The organism is Cytobacillus purgationiresistens, assembly GCF_030813235.1.
GTDB lineage: Bacteria > Bacillota > Bacilli > Bacillales > Cytobacillaceae > Cytobacillus > Cytobacillus purgationiresistens.
This window is the reverse complement of record NZ_JAUSUB010000008.1, coordinates 112,217-128,931: the sequence shown is the minus strand read 5'-3', so window position 1 is coordinate 128,931 and position 16,715 is coordinate 112,217. Positions and strand designations below refer to the sequence as shown.

The following is a 16,715-nucleotide window of genomic DNA, read 5'->3' as shown; positions in this document are numbered from 1 at the left end:
AGATGATGGATTTTGTGGTCTCTTTTTTCTATCTGTAATTATTTTTTCTAAAACAGGAGGAAACTGGAATGTTATTTTCTAATATTAATCGCAATGAAGTTACTCATAATCTGGAAAATTCCCAATATGATGTGTTAATTATAGGAGGAGGCATAACTGGAGCTGGCATAGCACTTGATGCCGTAACGAGAGGAATGAAGGTGGCATTAATCGAGATGCAGGATTTTGCTGCGGGTACTTCCAGCAGATCCACTAAGCTTGTTCATGGCGGTCTCCGTTACTTGAAGCAATTGGAAGTTGGCGTAGTGGCAGAAGTGGGTAAAGAACGGGCTATTGTGTACGAAAATGGACCACATGTGACCACTCCGGAATGGATGGTGCTTCCGTTTCATACAGGTGGTACATTCGGAAAGTATTCCACTTCAATTGGATTAAAAGTATATGACTTTCTTGCAGGTGTGAAAAGGTCGGAACGGAGAAAAATGCTGACGGCGGACGAAACAATATTGAAGGAACCGCTCATCAAGAAGGAAGGTTTAAATGGCGGAGGATATTATGTGGAATATCGAACAGATGATGCACGATTAACGATTGAAGTGATAAAGGAGGCAGCAGCGAGGGGCGCGCATCTTATGAATTATGTTAAGGCGGATCGCCTGATTTACCATGATGGCAAAGTGGTTGGCATCCAAGCGGAAGATCAATTATCAGGGGGAAGATTAGAAGTAAGGGCAAAAAAGGTAATTAATGCAGCCGGTCCCTGGGTTGATTCTATCAGGAAAATGAATGGATCTCTTTCCAAAAAAACCTTAAAGCTTACAAAGGGCGTTCATATCGTACTTGATCAATCTGTTTTTCCGCTAAAACAAGCAATATATTATGATACCCCGGATAAACGGATGGTGTTTGCGATCCCGCGAGATGGTAAGACATATGTAGGAACGACAGACACCTTTTATCAGCATGACCCGAGACAGCCTAAAATCACAAAGGAAGACAGAAATTATTTACTTTCGAGCATTCATTATATGTTTCCAACGGTCAACATATCTGAAAAGGATATAGAATCGAGTTGGGCTGGAGTGCGCCCTCTTATTTATGAAGAAGGCAAGGACCCTTCAGAAATTTCTAGAAAAGATGAAATTTGGGAATCAGATACGGGATTGATTACGATTGCCGGCGGAAAATTAACAGGCTATCGGAAAATGGCGGAATCCATCGTTAATCTCATCGCGAAAAAGTTTAAAGACGAACATGACCGATTGTTTTCAAATTGCCTCACTAAAAACATGCCGATTTCTGGTGGCGATGTAGGAGGATCAAAGAACTTCTCTCATTATAAAGAGGAGCAAATTTCTAACGGGAAAAAAGCGGGGCTTACAATGGAAGAAAGTGAACAGCTATTGTCGGTTTATGGCTCAAACGCGCCTATTCTTTTTAGAATGATAGAAGAAGACGGGCAAGAAGCAGAAAGGTATGAAATATCAATTCTGCTTTGGGCAAAATTAAAATATGCAATAGATTGTGAAATGGCTGCAACACCAACAGACTTTTTCTATCGAAGAACGGGAGCTTTGTTATTTGATATAAAAACTGTCATAAACAACAAGGAAAAGGTCTGCAATTATATGGCTAAAATTTTCAGCTGGAGTAATAAAGAAAAAGCAGCGTATGAAAAAGAATTAGAAGAAAAAATCAAAGTGGCTGCAAGTCCGTCTCAAGAAGACTAATTAGAAAGCTTATGGTCTTATTTGAGCAGCATGGCTTTCTCATCTAATTCAGTGCAATTTTAGTGACTCAGCAGGGAATCCAGTCTATTCTCATCTGATTCAGTGCAATTCCAGTGTTTCAGCTGTGAAAACAGTCTATTCTCATCTGATTCAGTATAATTCCAGTGAATCAGATGAGAAAACACGCTTTTCTCATCTGATTCAGTACAATTCCAGTGATTCAGATAAGAAAACAGTCTATTCTCATCTGATTTTGTATAATTCCAGTGACTCAGCAGGGAATCCAGTCTATTCTCATCTGATTCAGTGCAATTCCAGTGTTTCAGCTGTGAAAACAGTCTATTCTCATCTGATTCAGTACAAATCCAGTGAATCAGCAGGGAATCCAGTCTATTCTCATCTGATTCAGTACAAATCCAGTGACTCAGCAGGGAATCCAGTCTATTCTCATCTGATTCAGTGCAATTCCAGTGTTTCAGATGAGAAAACAGTCTATTCTCATCTGATTCAGTACAAATCCAGTGACTCAGCAGGGAATCCAGTCTATTTTCATCTGATTCCTATCTATTATTATGACTCTGCTTAGAATACATTTAACAAAGGAAAAACTGACCTCCATAGCGAATGTATATTACACATTATATTGAATGGAGGCATCCTGATTTTTGATGACTAAAAAACGAATAATAGGACTCATCTTCATCTTTTCTAGCATCGCGCTCCTTTGTTCTCTTACCCTTTTTGTCTTTTTTGGAGGAGAGAAAAGTCTCCCATCTATTATTGGTAAAAAGGATGGACCTGTTGGGAAGGAAGAGACTGTCAGTGCTGAGCAAGGCGCATATGATGAAATCCAAGATGATATAGGCAGTTTTATAGCTGTTAATCATGAATTCTATAATGAGACACTCGGATGGGGAAGAGAAAATAATATAAAATGGCATAAGCAAAAAGAACAGGCGGAAAGAATTCAAGCCAATTTAAAGGCTCTTTCAACAGATAATAGTGATTTGCAAGAGGATTTTACTGCTATTGATCAAATGGCAGAAAGTATTATTGATGGGACAGAAGATAAAAAGACTGCCCTAATGCTGCATCGGTACTTTCATGATTTAGATGTTGTATTTAATGAATATAAAGATACAAAGGACTTTTATAACCTAATCGAATTCAAGGGTGAATAAATTTTCGCCCTTGACATGAATTAGGAAGTTTGATATGATATTCAATGTAATATTTGAGGTACAATTAGCAAGTCGTAAAATCATTATTTATGTCGGCGTTGTTACTCCTTCATAGATAAATGTAACGGCTTTTTCTTGTTGTTAAAGTTACTCTTTAGAGTAAGGTTTGAGCAACGGGTTTATTATTAAGAACAGTTTTGTGGACCAGCATGCGGAAATGCTGAAATTCTTCTTAAATCATCTTCTGTTAAACCAGAGCTTTTATATGGTTACCTTCAATTGGATAAGAATCGATTAATGTTGAAGGCTTGAGTTGCGGCCTTATACCTTTCTTATTCCCCTTCAATTAAATATTCTATAAAGAGTTACTTTTTCTCAGGACAATTATTCGAAAACCTGATTCCCGCTGGCGTGGCCTAGGAGCTGCAAGGATGGAAGAGAGGCAGGGCTTTCATTGTTTTAGGTAAAAGAACTTTTCATGATAATCTCAAATATTCGGCGGACAACGACATGTTGTCCGTCTTTTGGTTTCTTTATAACGATTTTGGATCATATAAATTCCCTTAAGTGCTTATAATAGAAATAAACAGATTCTCTTACTGTAAATGGCCTTGTGCTAATTTTCAAAAAAAGCGAACGTTCGTATTTAAAATAATTGAATCATATGTGTTTTATGGTATAATTAAACGGTGATAATCATATAGCTTCACGAAATCGCAGTGACTGACGACGATGCGGAATGAACCGCTGGGGAGCTGCGTCTATGTATAGCCGGTCGTCTGGGCAGAGATAAGGATACCCTTGTCTCTTTTCTAATTTTCGGAGGGAAAATACATGGCAGACAAATTAATTCTAGATGGAAAAATTGTTTCAAATGAAGTAAAGATGAAATTAAAGGATAGAGTCGATAAGCTAGCTGACATCGGCATTACCCCTTGCCTAGCAACGATCCTTGTTGGTGAGGATCCTTCATCAGAAACATATGTAAAAATGAAGGGCAATGCTTGTGAAAAGCTGGGCATTATTTCAAAAAGAATCCACCTATCAGCCGATATCACTACTGATACTCTATTACAAACGATCAGCGAATTAAATGAGGACGACGGGGTTCATGGAATCTTGCTACAGCATCCCGTGCCTGATCATATCGATGAAAGGTGCGCGTTTGAGTCGATTGCCATTGAAAAGGATGTAGATGGTGTAACAAGTTTAGGGTATGGTCAAACCGCTTTTGGTTTTGGTGTTTATCCATCATGTACTCCAGCTGCAATTATGCAAATCATTGATTACTTCGATATTCAGGTAGAAGGAAAAAATGCAGTTGTAGTTGGAAGAAGTCCGATTTTAGGGAAACCCGTTTCGGCGCTTTTATTGAATCGCAATGCGACAGTTACGACATGTCATTCCTATACTGAAAACTTAGAGCTGCATTTAAGCCAAGCGGATATTGTTGTGGCGGCGGTAGGGAAGCCGAACTTTATTCAAGGCAGCTGGCTTAAAGAAGGAGCGGTCGTTATAGACGCAGGGTATAATAAAGGAAATGTCGGCGATGTCGATTATGAAAGCTGCTATAAAAAAGCATCAGCGATCACGCCTGTACCTGGTGGTGTAGGCCCTGTGACGATATCTATGCTGTTGAAGCATACGGTAGAATCAGCAGAGAGAACAGTAAAAATTTAAAGAAAACTAATTGACTTATTGGCTGTAATGACTTATGATAAAGTCAACGCTGTAAAGTTCGTTATATATTATTATTTGGATAAGTGGTCGTAACTGCAAAAGAAATGTAGGCGATTTATTTCCTCATTTCATACAGTTGCGGCCTTTTTTGCTGGAGATGAAAGTAACAAGGCTGTTTCCACTTCTCTATCTAAGCTCATATAATTAAGACTTATAGTGAAACATATTTTTGGAGGTATTATTATGAACAACGGTAAAGTAAAATGGTTTAACGCAGAAAAAGGTTTTGGTTTCATCGAATCAGCAGAAGGGCAAGATGTATTCGTACATTTCAGCGCTATCCAAACTGACGGTTTCAAAACTCTAGAAGAAGGTCAAGACGTAACTTTCGAAATCGTTGAAGGTAACCGTGGACCTCAAGCTGCTAACGTAGTTAAAGCATAATAATGCTTAAAATGAGGTGATGCATGTCAAATCATGCATCACCTTTTTATGTTAATTCATGCGGTTGGTAATGCGATTAAAGTGTATCACACTCCGCTTTGTACTTCATTCGTTCCTCAAAAGCGATTCCATCCAATTATCCTTTTCGGGAATATTAAATACAGACTCCTTCCATGTGCGCATATTGTATGCTCTTTTCCATTAATGGATATTATGTTTGAAAGTTTATATGAAGGAAATGTTAAAAAGAGAAGCAAACTGGAAAGACTCATAATAAGTGAATTAATAATGAAAATGACTTTGAATCAGTGAGATATAAGGAGGAAATATTATTTTGGCAAATTTTTCAGATTTTGGACTAAGTAGTGAGCTAGAAAAAGCATTATCAAATATGGGGTTTGAAGAGCCTACACCAATCCAGGCACAGGCGCTTCCAATTGCTCTTCAAGGGAAAGATATGATCGGGCAAGCTCAAACAGGTACAGGGAAAACAACAGCATTCGGTGTACCGCTTTTAGAAAAAATCGTAAAAGAAGACGGTATTCAAGGGTTAGTACTTGCACCTACACGTGAACTTGCTGTTCAGGTAGCAGAGGAATTAAACCGTATTGGTCAAGTTAAAGGAATTCGTACATTACCGATTTATGGCGGGCAGGATATCGGCCGTCAAATTCGTGCCTTGAAAAACAGACCGCAAATCATTGCTGCAACACCTGGTCGTCTAATTGACCATATTGAAAGAAAAACAATTCGCCTAGGCACCATTAAAACTGTTATCCTTGATGAAGCAGATGAAATGCTTAACATGGGATTCATTGAGGATATTGAAAGAATCCTTAGTGAAATTGAAGGTGAAAGACAAACCCTTCTTTTCTCAGCGACAATGCCAAAAAGAATTCAGTCACTAGCAGAGAAATTCATGCATGAGCCTGAAGTTGTTAAAGTTAAGTCGAAAGAACTGACAGTGAAAAATATTGAACAAACTTATATAGAAGTACATGAAAAGCAAAAATTTGATGTGCTTTGCAGCTTGTTGGATATTCAATCTCCAGAATTAGCTATCGTTTTTGGCCGTACTAAACGCCGTGTAGATGAAGTTGTAGAAGGTTTAATTAAACGCGGTTATTCTGCAGAAGGAATTCATGGCGATATTCCTCAAGCAAAACGTGATCAAGTTATCCGCCGCTTTAAAGATCAAACAATTGAAATTATGGTAGCGACAGATGTAGCTGCTCGTGGACTTGATATTTCTGGTGTATCACATGTATATAACTTTGATATTCCACAAGATCCAGAAAGCTATGTACACAGAATTGGCCGTACTGGCCGTGCTGGTAACAAAGGCTTAGCAATCACTTTTGTTTCACCAAGAGAAATCGATCATTTGAAAATCATTGAAAGTGTAACGAAAACGAAGATGAACAAGCAACCAGTTCCGTCGATTAAAGACGTACTGGCTGGTAATCAGCAAGCGACAATCAATCGTTTAATGGAAACGATCGAAAAAAATGCTTACAATGATTATAAACGCATTGCTGAAAATCTGCTTGAAGACACAGATTCAGTTACTCTGCTTGCAGCAGCACTTAAGCTGTTGACAAAAGATCCTGATGTTACTCCTGTTAAAATCACAGCAGTTGAACCACTGCGTGCGAGAAAACCTAAAGGCGGCGGTAGTGGCGGTGGTGGCCGTGACCGCAAGCGTTTTGGTGGTGGAGACCGTTCAAGAGGTGGACGTGATCGCAGAGACGGCGGCAGAGACAGAAACGGCAGAGGCGAACGCAGTGAAAGTGGCAGCAGAGAAAGAAGAAGACCAAGAAATAACAGTAAATGATTATAAAATCTTTGGAAATGTGACATATTAGTAAATGCAGGAAATCATTTTCTTGTGATTTATGATTATTAGGAGGAAAAGAAAAAATGGCAACTGGTAAAGTAAAATGGTTTAACTCAGAAAAAGGCTTTGGCTTCATAGAAGTAGAAGGCGGAGACGACGTATTTGTACACTTTTCAGCTATTCAAACTGATGGATTCAAAACTCTTGACGAAGGTCAAGAAGTGAGTTTTGATATAGAAGAGGGACAACGCGGGCCTCAAGCTGTAAACGTTACAAAAGCATAATTGATGAAAAAGCCCCTAATTAAAAGGGGCTTTTTCTTGTTTATATCCAGTATTAGCAGAGGTCATGTCAAATGAGACTTAATGCTAATGGGTATCAAAGTGTTTTTAAATCAAAGGTATAATATGCTTGTTCTCCGACGATTTCAAATCCAACATCTTTATACAGTCGCAACGCATGCTCATTGTTAGCCTCTACCTCTAAGTGTATGGATTTATCCTGACCTTCACTATTTGCAATATGTGTTAACACACTTCTGCCAATCCCTTTACCTTGATATTCTGGATGTATTGCAAACCCATAAATCCAAGTTTCGGTCGATAACCGCTGCAATCGGACTTTTCCTATCTTTTTATCCTCATAACAGATGGTATATAATGTATTTTCCGGTGTATTCATTCTTTCTTGATTCATTAAATAGGCATCTTCTTCAGATAAGTTGAAGCAAAGAACATCGAGCTTTTGTATAAGAGATAAGTCATCGTTCTTGGCTTCTAATAAAAGAATTTTTTCTTTTGGCTGTGATCGTGTTCTTTGTGTGCATTTCATTTCAAATTCGGTAAAAGCATATTGACAAGGCTGTGATTCAGTAAAGGCTTTTCCCGAATCAGATGCTGCAGGAAAGTTAAATAAGAGTTCTTCTGCATCAAGGAAGGTTTGTCTAGCTTGGTTAAATAATCTTGTGAAAATGCCTTTCTTGCGATGGTTGGGATGTACCATGCCGCATAGTTCAAACTTTTTTCCAAAACGGTATAAACCAAGATAGCCTACTAATTCTTCTTCATAAGCGAAATAGTCTAATTTATTATCAGATTTCCGTGAAGAGACCATTTCTAAGTTGAGTTTTAAATTATAGCCATCCTTACCTTCACATATTTCTTTTAAAGCAATAATCTCATTCATTTTTCTATTAGTTAGCAAGAGACTCACTCCTTTTCCATTACAGAATCATTTTAACGAAAGTTTGTGAAAGTAGATAGCTTTATTTTCTAATGGAATGTTTCATTACATAGAAGAGGGTAATAATAGGAATATAAGCATAAGTATGCTATTATCAGTTAGAAAGTGAGGGAGAATGATGAAACAATTTACAGTTAACTTCCATAAAGAAGATCAAGTAGAAACGATGAATGTAACGAAACTATCTGAAGATGATTTTGAACGTGTAACTGAAGGCGGGACAAGACATTTGTTCGAACTTGATACAAATATTGGCTTTTTCGTTTATTTCGATGGGGTAGATACAGAAGGTACGGAATCTTATATGGTTCTCCATTATGAAGGAGAAGAGGAAGATCCGAATGCTTGCTACAGCTTCGATTTAAAAGATTTTTATCAATTTACAGCTTTACACTTAAATGACCTGGAATTCAATGAGGAAAATGAAGAAAGGGAAGACGAAGAAGAAGAAGAAGTTTACGGACCTATTCATCATTTAGCACATTTAATGTTTCATATTATTGAAGAGGGTAAAGACATAGAGCTATAAAAAAGAAAAGCTGGGATGTTTTTAGGCAACCCAGCTGGCTATAAAGAGCTTGGGATCATTTCCAGGCTCTTTGTTCATTCTATTCTGCTAATTGTGCCTTGCAAAATTTGCCGATGATGATTTCTTCTTCTTCATCTAAAGCGAAATCTAATATACTTTTTGTAGCGTTGTCTTGAAAATGATAATTTAAGATTTTTTCATCTTCTTCGCCTTTATAATAAAGGACGCGGAGACGAATACCTTGGTCTGAGTATAGCTCATCATCTTCATCCACATCAATATCTAAAAAGAATTCATATCTTTTCCCTGTAAGAATACCTGTTGGGTCTTTAATCTCTTCCGCTGTAAAACTGGAGATATCCATATTATTCACCCTTTCCTTATGTACCATAACTAACCTATTATACACTTTTCTCAATAAAATATGAAAGTATTATCTTTTTTTATATTTTTATTAAAAATATTCTTGGAACAATCATTTCATAACGGAAAATGATTTCCTATTCCAATTTTGACATATTAATGACAATGTGATATACTAATTACATAAATAAAAATATAATTCTGAGTACACTTGTTATATAGGCATGTATTTATTCGCTATATATGACGGGTGATTTTTATTTTGTTGAAGCAGTGTTCTACTCTCTAGGAGGTGCCTTTAGATGGCAATGGGATTTGGAAGAAAGAACATGGAAGAGATCAAGACTGAAGAGATTAAGGTTTGGGAATGTTCATCAGAAACTTGTAATGCTTGGATACGGGATAACTTTAAAAGTACACCTAAATGTCCAATATGCAGCAGCGAAATGGTCGAGAATATAAAAGAACTACAAGTTGTGAACAATAATAGCATATATTCTAAATGAATTATATAACTTGTAAGAAGAGTAATCAAATGATTACTCTTTTCTTTTTTGGAAAAATGTTGTAAAAAGCCGTTTGGGAGCCCCTAAACGGCTTTTAAATTTATTTAGTCGACTGGAATAAGTCTGTCAGTGCTGGCCTGTTTTTTGAAATATCATCGAGTGTGACTTCATCTAACACGCTTAAATAGGCTTGTAATGCACTATTTAAAACATGGCGAAGCCCGCAAACAGGTGATATTACACAGTGATTGTTTTCGGGATCAAAGCATTCAACTAAATGAAAATCTTCCTCTGTTTTTCTTACGACCTCACCAATATTGATTTGAGATGGGTCAAGTGCAAGTCGAATACCGCCGTTTCTTCCTCTGATGGTTTCAATATACCCATTTTTACCAAGCTGATAAATGACTTTCATTAAATGATTCTTCGAGATTCCATATGCATGAGCTATTTCTTTAATATTTGAAAGCTTTGATGTATCGGTTGTTGTTGATAAGTAAATTAACACGCGCAATGAATAATCGGTGTAATTTGTTAACCTCATGTCTATCCTCACCTTAGTTTAATCATTAACTCTATTATACATTGTGAACAGCATTAGAACAAAAAGTGACAACTTTTCTAAAGATGTATTTTAAATATTGCTTTTAACTTATAAAGAGTTTAACTTAAAGAAGTATTTAAAATATATCTTATTTCTGCTAAGGAGTGGACTTCAATGTTATCACAGCAAACAATTGACATCATTAAATCTACAGTTCCTGTACTTGAAGCAAAAGGAACGGACATAACGAAGCATTTTTATAAAAGGTTATTTGACCATCATCCGGAATTATTGAATATATTCAATCATGCGAATCAAGCGCAAGGCAGACAACAAACTGCTTTAGCGAATACGCTCTATGCTGCTGCCCAATATGTAGACCAACTTGAAGTGCTTGTTCCTGCTGTTACACAAATCAGTCACAAGCATCGCAGCTTAGGTGTGAAAAAGGAACATTACCCGATTGTCGGGCACCATCTTTTAGCGTCCATGGAAGAAGTGTTAGGAGATTCGGCAACAGAAGAAATCATTGGCGCATGGGGTGAAGCGTATCATGTCATTTCACAAATATTTATCGATGTAGAGGATGGGATGTATCAACATTCAGAAGGCCAGCCGGGTGGGTGGAAAGGTTTTAAACCATTCACTATTGTGAGGAAGGTCGAAGAAAGCGCATTAATTACCTCGTTTTATTTAAAACCGAAAGAGGGTATGAAGTTACCAGCATTTTCATCGGGACAGTATGTAACTATACAAGTGAAGCCTGAAGAGGACAAATATACTTCCAATCGCCAATATAGTTTATCAGATGCCAGTGGGAAGGATTATTTACGGATATCTGTGAAGAAAGAAGACAAAGGAAAAGTATCAAATTATCTTCATAACCATGCCAACATTGGTGATGAAATAAGCTTGAGTGCGCCTGCAGGCAACTTTGTTTTAAATACTGACTCAGCCAGCCCAGTTGTGCTTTTGAGCGGTGGAGTAGGCATTACACCATTAATGAGCATGTTCAATGACATGGCTGAAAACAATCATACCCGTGAAGTTACCTTTGTACATGCGTGTAAAAACGAACAGGTTCATGCTTTTAAAAAGGATGCCATCGCTTCAATTGAAGCGATGCCGAATGCAACCTTAAAGGTGAAATATGAAGAGACTGAAGGGTTATTAACGAAGGAAGACTTAGAAGGCATAATAACGAAAGACGCAGATTTCTATATATGCGGCCCGATGCTATTTATGAAAGCGGTTATTTCGGGCTTGGTTGAATTAGGTGTGGAGGAGGAGAAAATTCATTTTGAGTTCTTTGGTCCAGCTTTATCATTTGATCAGGTGAATGAATTAACTAGTGTGTAAGTTGTACTAATCCAAAACGTAAACAATAAAAAGCTTGGACAATAAAGGCCGGTGTTCTTCACTTGTGCCTTTATTGTCCATTTTTACATTTGAAAAAACTATTTATTGTTGATTTTTTCAATAATTCCTGTTAAATCATCAGGTTTATGAAATTCGATTGGTGAAACCCCTTTTTCAAACACAATCGATTCGGACTCAATTAATAATACATAACGTCCGTTTATCTTTCCGAGATGAACATGATCGCCAAAGTCGGAAAGCAAACCCTTAACAGAGGTGTTGCCGATCTTCATTCTCAGCTCAGCCTCTGGTGTGTGTTCAACGATTTGGGCTGCTGCTTCCATCACTTGATGGGTATCCAGGCGCTCTTGAATTTCCCTTTTTTCACTCGCTTCCCAAATTTCTAATGACTCCTCGAATTGCTGCATTTCCTCACTATTATCAGCAAAGGTTTCCTGCGCATGCTCTTGCACCATATGCATTACTTGGGATTTCATAATCACAGGCATGGAGTCTTCATATTCGACAAACTTTAAAAAATCCTCAAAGTAGCGTGCATGAGAGGCTTGGTGAATTTTTAATTCACCTTCTTCAACCATGCCTTCTTCAGGCATAAATGGGTATTGGATAGACTTCATATTTTTCGTTGTAATGGCCATTTCGACATTTCGAATTAATGTGGATTCATCTGAAATCGTGGCCACCTTTGGCTCGAAGTCGCATTTCATAATAAATAAAAATGGTTCATCAAAGTATTTTCGTAATTTGGCTGTCGCTACTAACACGACCCCTCCACGGACAGCTGCTGCATCAATATAGGCATTAACAATTTGTTCATTTCCTTCCTTAAAAGTCTCCATAGATTTCGCAAATCGAACTTTATGAAAAAGATTATAGTTAGGGTTTGAGTTGAGTTCATGACCAGGCTCAACAATAAAGCGACCGATTTTTGTCGGTGCTTGATCCGTTTTAGGATGCCGTTCTACTTTTCGCTTAGATATTTTTAATAACTCTCCATCAAGAAAGTCCTTTAGTGCGCTGCGTTCATATCCTTCTTGATCTAGTGTTTGAAAATGCTTTATGAATTTATTTGTTTTGTCTCCCTTGCCCTCTACTTGGATAACGTAGAATGAAATAAAATTTATATCAAAATCCATAATAGTTCCACCTAATTTCATAAATTTGAACTTTAACAGTATAAAAAATGATGGCAAGAACGTCAACCTGCAGCTATTAGTAAAAAGATAGAATATTTATTATAATAAAAACATCCTGATTTCTTTTGGAGGTAATAAAAGTTGAAAGGACTTATTCATCATCTTGAAATAAATGTATCGAATTTACAGCAATCTATCGAATTTTGGAGCTGGCTTTTAGAAGATTTAGGATATAAACCATTTCAAAAATGGGATAAGGGAAAGAGCTGGAAGCTGGGTGATTCCTACTTAGTATTTGTCCAAACAGAGGATAGATTCCTTTCCACAGCCTTCCATCGAGGCCGAACCGGATTAAATCATATTGCTTTTCACGGAGAGTCAAGAGAGCATGTCAATCATATGACCGCAAAGCTGGAGGAAAGAGGAGTCAGTATTTTATATAGAAATCATCATCCTTTTGCAGGCGGAGAACAACATTATGCTGTTTTCTTCGAGGACCCAGATCGAATGAAAGTGGAAATTGTCTCTCCTAATTAATCATCCTTTTTTAAAGATAATGTGCATAATATCTCCAACTTCTCAAAAAATAAAAAGATATTATTGAGGAGTGTGATCGAATGGAGTCCAAACGATTAAAGCAAATTCTGTCTTCTACAAGTGATGTGAAAGTGCAATACAATGGAACATCAGTATGGGTCGATCAATTGCATGAAGATGACAGAACGGTCACCGTTCATTTACGCGGAGTCCCTTTAGAAGAGAGAACTGAAGTGGATGTATCTGATTTGAAGGAGATTTGAACAAAACAGCCACCTTTTAACCAAGGTGGCTGTTTCTGAGTCTAAATATTGGAATCTAACAGGAATATATGAAATGATTTATTTAAATACTAAGCATTTTGGTAGGACAAGTAGGTGCTGTCCATTTAGTTTTGGAACATATTAATCATTTTTTATCAATTAATCACTTTACATAGGGTACCGGGGTATAATATAATGAAGTTGTGAAGGAGGTGATTCAATGGCTGCTGAATTTGATCAAGAAGAAAATGAGAATGAATCCTGTACGGTAACCTCTAATAGACAAAGTCACCATTCAGATAAAGTGAAGAAGAACTTAGTGACTCGCTTAAATCGGATTGAAGGGCAGATTCGCGGAATTAAAGGTTTGATTGAAAAAGACACGTATTGTGATGATGTGATCACTCAAATCTCAGCGACCCAATCTGCATTAAATAGTGTAGCGAAGTTATTGCTTGAAGGCCATTTGAAAAGCTGTGTAGTCGAAAGAATCCATGAAGGCGATGATGAAGTCCTTGATGAGTTTCTAATAACCGTTCAAAAATTAATGAAAAAATAAGGAGGATATATAGCATGGAAAGTGTAACTTTAAATGTAACTGGAATGACTTGTGGACATTGTGTCAAAGCGGTAGAAGGCAGTGTAGGAGAATTAAAGGGTGTTGACAAGGTAGCTGTAGATCTTGCAAATGGCCAAGTGAAGGTCAATTATGATTCATCTGCAGTCAGTCTTAAAGATATCAAAGAAACGATCGATGACCAAGGTTATGACGTTAATTAATGAAATAAGAGTGTTGCGTGCATACTAAGGCACGTCCTCTTTTTTGGCTTTTATATAGGGTAGATGGGTATAGTATAGTTGACATATGAAGGAGTTGTCCGATAATGAGTAGTTCCTCTAATAAAGAGGTTAACTTACCGATCGCGGGTATGACCTGCGCAGCCTGTTCAACAAGAATTGAAAAGGGTTTAAAAAAGCTAGAAGGCGTAGAGGATGCGAATGTGAATTTGGCGCTTGAAAAAGCTTCAATCAAATATAATTCTGACATTATAAGCGAAAAACAATTCAATGAAAAAATTGAAGCCCTTGGCTATTCAGTTGTTTCAGAAAAGGCGGAGTTTGATATTGCAGGTATGACCTGTGCCGCCTGTTCTTCACGTATCGAAAAAGTTCTTAACAAGCAACCGGGTGTTAAAAGCGCAAATGTTAATCTGGCTTTGGAAACCGGAACGGTCGAGTATAATCCAGAGCAAGTATCTGTGCAAGAATTAATTGAGAAAGTAGATAAGATTGGTTATCAGGCAAAATTGAAGAAAGATGATGAGGCAAGCGATTTTCGTGAAAAGGCGATAGAGAAGCAAAAGTGGAAATTTATTGCGGCACTTATATTGTCTCTTCCTCTCCTTTGGACGATGGTCGGTCACTTTGAATTTACTTCATTCATTTATATGCCAGATTTCCTTATGAACCCTTGGGTACAGCTCGCACTGGCGACACCCGTGCAATTTATAATTGGCTGGCAGTTCTATGTAGGTGCGTATAAAGCGCTTCGCAATGGAAGCGCCAATATGGATGTCCTTGTCGCATTAGGGACGTCCGCAGCCTATTTTTATAGCCTGTATCTAGGAATTCAATCGTTAGGTCAAACACATGCACACCATGTTGATTTATATTTTGAAACAAGTGCGATCATCATCACGCTCATTTTATTAGGGAAATTATTCGAAGCACGTGCTAAAGGCCGCTCTTCAGAAGCAATAAAGAAATTGATGGGCTTGCAGGCAAAGACGGCAACCGTTTTACGAGATGGAGAAGAAATGGTTGTAGAGATTGAAGAAGTGCGTAAAGGTGATGTTGTCTTCGTCAAGCCAGGAGAAAAGGTTCCAGTAGATGGAATCATTCTCGAAGGCCATTCCGCATTAGATGAATCAATGCTAACTGGCGAGAGCGTGCCGGTAGATAAAACAGCTGGCGATGAGGTAATTGGCTCAACCGTTAATAAAAATGGTTTTTTAAAAGTAGAAGCAACAAAGGTAGGCAGGGAAACGGCCCTGGCTCAAATTGTTAAAGTCGTTGAACAAGCACAAGGTTCAAAAGCGCCGATTCAACGATTAGCCGATAAGATTTCTGGAATCTTCGTGCCAATCGTTATCGGCATAGCTGTTATTACCTTTTTCATTTGGTACCTATGGCTCAGTCCTGGTGACTTTGGCGGTGCATTAGAAAAAGTAATTGCCGTCCTAGTAATCGCGTGCCCTTGTGCATTAGGATTAGCTACACCTACTTCTATCATGGCAGGATCAGGAAGAGCAGCTGAAAATGGGATACTGTTTAAAGGCGGCGAACATTTAGAATTAACACATCTAATCAATACTGTTGTGGTTGATAAAACTGGAACAGTTACAAATGGGAAACCCGTTTTAACTGATGTCATTGATGCAGGGAAAATGGAAAAGTCAGAATTTCTGAAGCTTGTAGGATCTGCTGAAAAGTCATCTGAGCATCCTTTAGCTGAAGCGATTGTACAAGGGATTGAAGGAAAGGGAATCGCGATAGACAGCCCTGAGCAATTCGAAGCCATTCCTGGGTATGGCGTAAAAGCGCAAGTGGGAGGCAAGGCAGTTCTAATCGGTACAAGAAGATTAATGAAGAGCAATCAGATTGATATCAAGTCTGTTTTGCCAATAATGGAAGATTTAGAATCCAATGGTAAAACAGCGATGCTCGTAGCTGTGGATGGTAATTATATGGGAATGATTGCAGTGGCAGACACAGTCAAGGATTCTTCAAAGGAAGCGATCCGCAGATTAAAAGATATGGGCCTCGATGTCATTATGATGACTGGAGATAATCAATTGACTGCAAATGCGATTGCTAAGGAAGTTGGAATCGACAGAACGATTGCAGAAGTGCTTCCAGAAGGAAAAGCGGAAGAAGTGAAAAAACTTCAGCAGCAAGGCAAAAAGGTCGCAATGGTTGGAGATGGTATTAACGATGCCCCAGCCCTAGCTGTTGCTGATATCGGTATGGCAATTGGCACAGGAACAGATATTGCTATGGAAGCGGCAGATATCACCTTGATGCGCGGAGACCTGAACAGCATTGCTGATGCTATTCTTATGAGTAAAAAGACAATCAAAAATATTAAGCAGAACCTATTCTGGGCATTTGGATATAACACTTTAGGTATTCCAATTGCAGCAGCAGGTTTTCTGGCCCCTTGGCTTGCTGGGGCAGCAATGGCATTCAGTTCGGTATCCGTTGTCTTAAATGCTTTAAGATTACAGCGAGTGAAACTTTAAGATTATGGGTTTTGAACTTTTATACAAATGATGTTACAATA

General features: G+C 37.9%; 19 protein-coding genes and 1 riboswitch. Of the genes, 15 read left to right on the top strand and 4 right to left on the bottom strand.

What is annotated here, in order from left to right; translation table 11 throughout:
• The first annotated feature begins 68 nt into the window (after window positions 1–68).
• The 7 genes from J2S17_RS11465 to J2S17_RS11435 all read left to right on the top strand — a co-directional run bounded on the left by J2S17_RS11465 (window position 69) and on the right by J2S17_RS11435 (window position 7,156).
• The gene (locus J2S17_RS11465; RefSeq protein WP_307474920.1) at window positions 69–1,730 is read left to right on the top strand and encodes a glycerol-3-phosphate dehydrogenase/oxidase; all 1,662 of its coding nucleotides are present in this window, start codon (window positions 69–71) and stop codon (window positions 1,728–1,730) included.
• A gap of 124 nt (window positions 1,731–1,854) precedes the next feature.
• Window positions 1,855–2,316: a hypothetical protein gene (locus tag J2S17_RS11460; protein ID WP_307474919.1), complete on the top strand. Its 462-nt coding sequence runs from the start codon at window positions 1,855–1,857 to the stop codon at window positions 2,314–2,316.
• An 82-nt stretch (window positions 2,317–2,398) separates the two neighbouring features.
• Window positions 2,399–2,911, top strand: coding sequence for a hypothetical protein (locus J2S17_RS11455; RefSeq protein WP_307474917.1), 513 nt, complete (start codon window positions 2,399–2,401; stop codon window positions 2,909–2,911).
• Window positions 2,912–3,620: 709 nt separating this feature from the next.
• Window positions 3,621–3,703: riboswitch (ZMP/ZTP riboswitch) on the top strand.
• 42 nt (window positions 3,704–3,745) lie between these two features.
• On the top strand, window positions 3,746–4,591 hold the full coding sequence (locus J2S17_RS11450; protein WP_307474915.1) for a bifunctional 5,10-methylenetetrahydrofolate dehydrogenase/5,10-methenyltetrahydrofolate cyclohydrolase: 846 nt from the start codon (window positions 3,746–3,748) through the stop codon (window positions 4,589–4,591).
• Between the two features lie 243 nt (window positions 4,592–4,834).
• The gene (locus J2S17_RS11445) at window positions 4,835–5,035 is read left to right on the top strand and encodes a cold-shock protein (RefSeq protein WP_066199668.1); all 201 of its coding nucleotides are present in this window, start codon (window positions 4,835–4,837) and stop codon (window positions 5,033–5,035) included.
• A 334-nt stretch (window positions 5,036–5,369) separates the two neighbouring features.
• Window positions 5,370–6,869 (top strand): degradosome RNA helicase CshA, encoded by a 1,500-nt coding sequence (gene cshA, locus J2S17_RS11440; RefSeq protein ID WP_307474911.1) that lies wholly within the window; start codon window positions 5,370–5,372, stop codon window positions 6,867–6,869.
• Window positions 6,870–6,955: 86 nt separating this feature from the next.
• Window positions 6,956–7,156: a cold-shock protein gene (locus J2S17_RS11435; protein ID WP_307474909.1), complete on the top strand. Its 201-nt coding sequence runs from the start codon at window positions 6,956–6,958 to the stop codon at window positions 7,154–7,156.
• A gap of 94 nt (window positions 7,157–7,250) precedes the next feature.
• Here the strand turns inward: J2S17_RS11435 and J2S17_RS11430 are convergent, their stop codons facing one another.
• Window positions 7,251–8,075 (bottom strand): GNAT family N-acetyltransferase, encoded by an 825-nt coding sequence (locus tag J2S17_RS11430; RefSeq protein WP_307474907.1) that lies wholly within the window; start codon window positions 8,073–8,075, stop codon window positions 7,251–7,253.
• Window positions 8,076–8,232: 157 nt separating this feature from the next.
• Between J2S17_RS11430 and J2S17_RS11425 the strand changes: the two genes are divergently transcribed.
• Window positions 8,233–8,643, top strand: coding sequence for a cytosolic protein (locus J2S17_RS11425; RefSeq protein ID WP_307474905.1), 411 nt, complete (start codon window positions 8,233–8,235; stop codon window positions 8,641–8,643).
• 79 nt (window positions 8,644–8,722) lie between these two features.
• Here J2S17_RS11425 and J2S17_RS11420 read toward each other — a convergent pair whose 3' ends face one another.
• Window positions 8,723–9,007 (bottom strand): DUF6509 family protein, encoded by a 285-nt coding sequence (locus J2S17_RS11420; protein ID WP_307474904.1) that lies wholly within the window; start codon window positions 9,005–9,007, stop codon window positions 8,723–8,725.
• A gap of 301 nt (window positions 9,008–9,308) precedes the next feature.
• Between J2S17_RS11420 and J2S17_RS11415 the strand changes: the two genes are divergently transcribed.
• Entirely contained in the window at window positions 9,309–9,512 is a 204-nt protein-coding gene (locus J2S17_RS11415; RefSeq protein ID WP_307474902.1) for a cold-inducible protein YdjO-related protein, read from the top strand.
• A gap of 100 nt (window positions 9,513–9,612) precedes the next feature.
• Here J2S17_RS11415 and J2S17_RS11410 read toward each other — a convergent pair whose 3' ends face one another.
• Window positions 9,613–10,056 (bottom strand): RrF2 family transcriptional regulator, encoded by a 444-nt coding sequence (locus J2S17_RS11410; protein ID WP_307474900.1) that lies wholly within the window; start codon window positions 10,054–10,056, stop codon window positions 9,613–9,615.
• Between the two features lie 174 nt (window positions 10,057–10,230).
• Between J2S17_RS11410 and hmpA the strand changes: the two genes are divergently transcribed.
• A complete protein-coding gene (gene hmpA / locus J2S17_RS11405; RefSeq protein ID WP_307474898.1) occupies window positions 10,231–11,415 on the top strand; it encodes an NO-inducible flavohemoprotein in 1,185 nt (394 codons plus the stop codon).
• A 98-nt stretch (window positions 11,416–11,513) separates the two neighbouring features.
• Here the strand turns inward: hmpA and J2S17_RS11400 are convergent, their stop codons facing one another.
• Entirely contained in the window at window positions 11,514–12,572 is a 1,059-nt protein-coding gene (locus J2S17_RS11400) for a DUF3900 domain-containing protein (RefSeq protein ID WP_307474897.1), read from the bottom strand.
• Window positions 12,573–12,713: 141 nt separating this feature from the next.
• On the opposite strand from J2S17_RS11400, the gene J2S17_RS11395 reads away from it, so the two are divergent.
• The 5 genes from J2S17_RS11395 (at window position 12,714) to J2S17_RS11375 (ending at window position 16,674) form a co-directional block, all read left to right on the top strand.
• On the top strand, window positions 12,714–13,109 hold the full coding sequence (locus tag J2S17_RS11395; protein ID WP_307474895.1) for a VOC family protein: 396 nt from the start codon (window positions 12,714–12,716) through the stop codon (window positions 13,107–13,109).
• An 80-nt stretch (window positions 13,110–13,189) separates the two neighbouring features.
• The gene (locus J2S17_RS11390; protein WP_307474893.1) at window positions 13,190–13,372 is read left to right on the top strand and encodes an H-type small acid-soluble spore protein; all 183 of its coding nucleotides are present in this window, start codon (window positions 13,190–13,192) and stop codon (window positions 13,370–13,372) included.
• 220 nt (window positions 13,373–13,592) lie between these two features.
• A complete protein-coding gene (locus J2S17_RS11385; protein ID WP_307474891.1) occupies window positions 13,593–13,931 on the top strand; it encodes a metal-sensitive transcriptional regulator in 339 nt (112 codons plus the stop codon).
• A gap of 14 nt (window positions 13,932–13,945) precedes the next feature.
• Window positions 13,946–14,152 (top strand): copper chaperone CopZ, encoded by a 207-nt coding sequence (gene copZ, locus J2S17_RS11380; RefSeq protein WP_307474889.1) that lies wholly within the window; start codon window positions 13,946–13,948, stop codon window positions 14,150–14,152.
• A 104-nt stretch (window positions 14,153–14,256) separates the two neighbouring features.
• Window positions 14,257–16,674 (top strand): heavy metal translocating P-type ATPase, encoded by a 2,418-nt coding sequence (locus J2S17_RS11375; RefSeq protein ID WP_307474887.1) that lies wholly within the window; start codon window positions 14,257–14,259, stop codon window positions 16,672–16,674.
• Window positions 16,675–16,715: the final 41 nt, after the last annotated feature.